The sequence below is a fragment of the Microcoleus sp. S13_C3 genome, assembly GCF_036700905.1.
GTDB lineage: Bacteria > Cyanobacteriota > Cyanobacteriia > Cyanobacteriales > Microcoleaceae > Microcoleus.
Window position 1 is genome coordinate 15,257 of record NZ_JAUBPT010000153.1, and the last position, 3,947, is coordinate 19,203.

Genomic DNA, 3,947 nt, shown 5'->3' on the forward strand with positions numbered 1-3,947 from the left:
TCCCAATTGCAAAGTCAAATCGAAACAGCTAATCAAAATCAAACTCAACTTCAATCTCAAGTATCCGAGTTAGAAAAACAGTTAGAAAGTGTGCGTCAAAGTCGTTCTGAATTGGCATCTGGGCTAGAAACTGCTAACAGAGAACGATCGCACCTTTATTCTCAACTCTCGGAAACTCAAAGTCAAATCGAGACAGCAAACCAGAATCAAGCTCAACTTCAATCTCAAGTATCGGAGTTAGAACATCAGCTAGAGACAGTTTATCAAGAACGCTTACAGCTAACATCGCAACTTTCCGAAGCGGGCGATCGACAATCTGAGCATTTTGAGTCGAAGTCAGGGCAAATTAAAGCATCTACTTCAGATACCAAAGTTGGGAAGAGTCAAGGATTTGTTGTTTCTCAGCAGGGTGAAGGCGATTATACTACTATTAGCGAAGCGATGAAAAATGCTGCACCTGGCACGCGCATTGAGGTGCATCCAGGCGTTTACCGCGAAAGTCTAATTATCGACAAATCGGTAGAAATTATCGGCAGCGGAGATGTCGATCGCATTGTGGTTGAAAGTATCAACTCAAACTGCATTAAAATGGCAACTGACAGTGCTTTAGTGCGCGGTTTAACGCTGAGCGCAACGGGGAAATATTACACTGTAGATATTCGCAAAGGCGAGTTAATCATAGAAGATAGCGATATCACTTCTGCGGACTATTCTGTGGTGGGAATTTGCGGTCCCGATGCAAATTCTATCCTCCGCCGCAGTCAAATTCATGATGGGGTATGGAACGGAATTTTTATATCGGATAATGGGAAAGCAACGGTGGAAGATTGCAGTATTTTTGACAACGGCAGTTTGGGAATAGGTGTCGGATTGGGAGGAAAATTGATTGTGCGCCGGTGTCGGATTAATGGTAATGAAGGTGAGGCGATCGCCGTTTACAGAGATGGCATTGCTACCGTGGAAGATAGCGATTTAACGGGCAATGCTGGGGGTGCTTGGCGCATTGCAGATAACGGATACCTGCGCGACAAAGGCAATCTAGAATAGAAGAAGGAAGTTCGGCAACGGATTCTTTAACGGATGTAACGGATGTAACGGATGTAACGGATGTCAGGAAGAAGGCAGAAGGAAGAGGGAAGTTCGGCAACGGATTCTGTAACGGATGTAACGGATGTCAGGAAGAAGGAAGAGGGGAGAGGGAAGAAGGAAGAGGGGAGAGGGAAGAAGGAAGAGGGGAGAGGGAAGAAGGAAGAGGGGAGAGAATTCGCAATTAGCGATTCCCAATCCCCGATTCCCAATACCCAATTACCAATTACCAATTCTAAATGCCTAACAATCGAGCTGGATTGTGTTTCATCATTAAATCAATTTCGTGCGGGGAAATGCCTTCATCTATCAATTTTTTCACAAATAATTTGTAACCTTCTGCAGGTAAAGGATCGGGTTTTCTTCCTAAATCCGTGCTCATTACAAAATGCTCTGCTCCTATTAGTTTAATCGCTGCTGCCATTTTACTAATAGGAACTTGATGCCAGTTTTTGTGTCCGTCATCAGCGGCATTTTCTCCCATCAAATCGTTCACAAATGCTAGTTCTAGAAAAGCTCCCATCTGGGCCGCTTTTTGCATATTTTCTAGGGACAAACCGGGTACATCTGCCATTGCGTGAGTAATCAGGATGTTCTTAATGTTGAGCAGATTGGCTGCACCGACAACCGCCATCACTTCTTCTGAGGAAATATGACCGGTTTCCAATACCAAATTCTCTTTGGCTACAATCTTCAACACCGCTGCTGTTTCCGGTAAAACCTTGCCATTTTCCGCAACTTTAATCCCCATTCCCGACTTGTGAAAAACCTGCAAATGATGCTCAGCATCAACCGTTGGCAGCCACACTACTTTACCGTATTTGCCACCGATGCGGTGCATTGCGTCAACAGCTTCGGGATTAATGCCACCTACCGAATGATTGAGAACAATTCCTCCGAAAACTTCGATTTCTGGTACTATTTTATTAACCAAAACTGCCCGCCCTGCTGTGCTGGCATAATGATTTTTCAATACAACAGCTTTCATCTTCGCCCTAGCAGCTAATTTCGCTACCTCAAAATCATCCAACCTGCGGGGAATCACATCAGGAGAAGAATGAATGTGAAAGTCGATCGCACCTTCAATCGTACTCTGTGGCAAATAGATTATCGGCGGATCTCCGACAGCATAAACTGGCAGACAAAACCAATAGCAAACCATCCAAACTAACGTAAAAAAAACAGCTTGCATTCATCCCCTCTTCCCTTCTCCCCTCTGCGTTCTCTGCGCCCTCTGCGGTTCATCCCCTCTTAATCCTCCCAAATAAAAGATTGAATCGCAGTTGCCAAAGCTTCTGCATTCTCTTCGTGCATACCCAAAGAACCAGGAATAACTCGCGATTCAACACCCGGTAATTCCGTTAATGCTTCCATTTCAGCCTTTGATTTGGGCGGCGCATTTTCAGCAATTACAACCATCACCGGCACTGCTAACTGTTGAAATTTATCTGTAAATTCCGATCGCACTTTTGCCGGATCTAAACCACCAGTCACAAAGGCCGCGGAACCGTATCGAGCACCGGGTTTTTGCGTCACTTGCCATTTGCTTTGGATGAAATCCGGCGTGACTTTAGCTGCATCAACATAGACGTGGCGGCGGTACATCAAACTGAGGAATGACGGCGCAGTGTTGAGTTTGTATAGGAATTGTCCCAGTAAGGGCGATCGTACTAATTCTCTCACCATTCCGTGCCACCCGCTTTGCTGTTTGCTCATCGTCGGCAAAGGCCCGCGCCAAGTCGGCGCAGCTAACACAATCTTTGACCATACATGGGGCTGTGATTGCGCTAACTGCATCGCATAACCCGCCGCGTGACCGGCTGCAACTACAGCCACAGGGCTCTTAAAAATTGACTCAACAAAATCCTTGAGAAATTGATGGTATAATTGCGGTTGATAGTCGGTTCGCGGCCGATCAGATTCGCCAAAACCCGGCCAATCTAAGCTCACAACTTGAAATTGGGGAGCTAATAATTCTGCTAAAGGACGCATTTCTTCTCGCGTCGAAACCGTACTGAAAGCAGGCAGCAGCAATACAGGATTTCCCTGTCCTCTGGTTTCGTAGATAACTTTTATTTGCGTTTCTTGCCAATTCCAGAGATATTGTTTAACTGCGGCGGGATAGTTGCCAGAACCTGATTTTGTTAAATTTGTAGTTTGAGTCATGGCGGTTTATTCTTTTAATTTGCTTCGGCTTGCTTGCTCAATTCACAAGCAAGTGCCTTATTTTTCATCATTTGAAAGATGTTGTAAAATCCGTTAGCGCGGGAAGGTGTCAGACTCACATTCAATCCCGTGTCTTGAATAAAATCTGGGGTAATGGTGACAATTTCCGCAGGCGTTAATCCGCTCAAACCTTCCACCAGCAAGCCAACTAATCCTTTGACTAACTGAGCGTCTGAATCGCCTTGATACAAAACTTTTCCGTCTGCCAAATTTGCAGTAATATAAACTTGCGAGACGCAGCCAGAAACTTTGTTTTCCGGCAGTTTGTCGCTTTCGGGAAATGCTGGAAGTCGCTTGGCATACCACAGCAGTTGTTCGTAGCGCTGTTTCGGATCGGAATGTCGCTGAAAGCGCTGAACGATTTTAGCTAGGGCTGCGGGTAGCGCGGTGTTTGCGGACATGATTCACTCGTAGCGGTTTACTTCGTTAATATTATACATTTAATTTTGCCGGCGGGTGCGATCGCCTGCTCATCTGCTCCCACTGAAGCCGTCTTCAGGTGAATGGGTTATTGTTATTGTAGTTAACGAGTTCGATAGTTCTAAACAGAGAAAATATGGATCGCGAATTAAATAACTTACAATTTTAATTGTTATTGTGGGATGGGCGTCCCGCCCGTCCAAAAAGGACGGGCG

At 45.4% G+C, this 3,947-nt stretch carries 4 protein-coding genes; 1 reads left to right on the top strand and 3 read right to left on the bottom strand.

Features of this window, described 5'->3' with window-relative positions; all coding sequences use genetic code 11:
* Positions 1-1,047, top strand: a 1,047-nt coding sequence (locus QUA16_RS29415; RefSeq protein WP_333107716.1) for a right-handed parallel beta-helix repeat-containing protein, incomplete at its 5' end; no start/stop codon positions are given.
* Positions 1,048-1,321: 274 nt separating this feature from the next.
* Here QUA16_RS29415 and QUA16_RS29420 read toward each other — a convergent pair.
* From QUA16_RS29420 to QUA16_RS29430, 3 genes are read right to left on the bottom strand one after another with little or no spacing between them, the layout of a single operon-like run.
* Positions 1,322-2,278, bottom strand: coding sequence for a DUF6282 family protein (locus tag QUA16_RS29420; protein WP_333107717.1), 957 nt, complete (start codon positions 2,276-2,278; stop codon positions 1,322-1,324).
* 59 nt (positions 2,279-2,337) lie between these two features.
* Entirely contained in the window at positions 2,338-3,252 is a 915-nt protein-coding gene (locus QUA16_RS29425; RefSeq protein WP_333107718.1) for an alpha/beta hydrolase, read from the bottom strand.
* 14 nt (positions 3,253-3,266) lie between these two features.
* The gene (locus tag QUA16_RS29430) at positions 3,267-3,713 is read right to left on the bottom strand and encodes a SufE family protein (protein WP_172189131.1); all 447 of its coding nucleotides are present in this window, start codon (positions 3,711-3,713) and stop codon (positions 3,267-3,269) included.
* Positions 3,714-3,947: the final 234 nt, after the last annotated feature.

Bases quoted from the DNA above. Each gene is read 5' to 3' on its own strand.
- QUA16_RS29420 (WP_333107717.1), bottom strand. From the start codon at position 2,278: ATGCAAGCTGTTTTTTTTACGTTAGTTTGGATGGTTTGCTATTGGTTT.
- QUA16_RS29425 (WP_333107718.1), bottom strand. From the start codon at position 3,252: ATGACTCAAACTACAAATTTAACAAAATCAGGTTCTGGCAACTATCCC.
- QUA16_RS29430 (WP_172189131.1), bottom strand. From the start codon at position 3,713: ATGTCCGCAAACACCGCGCTACCCGCAGCCCTAGCTAAAATCGTTCAG.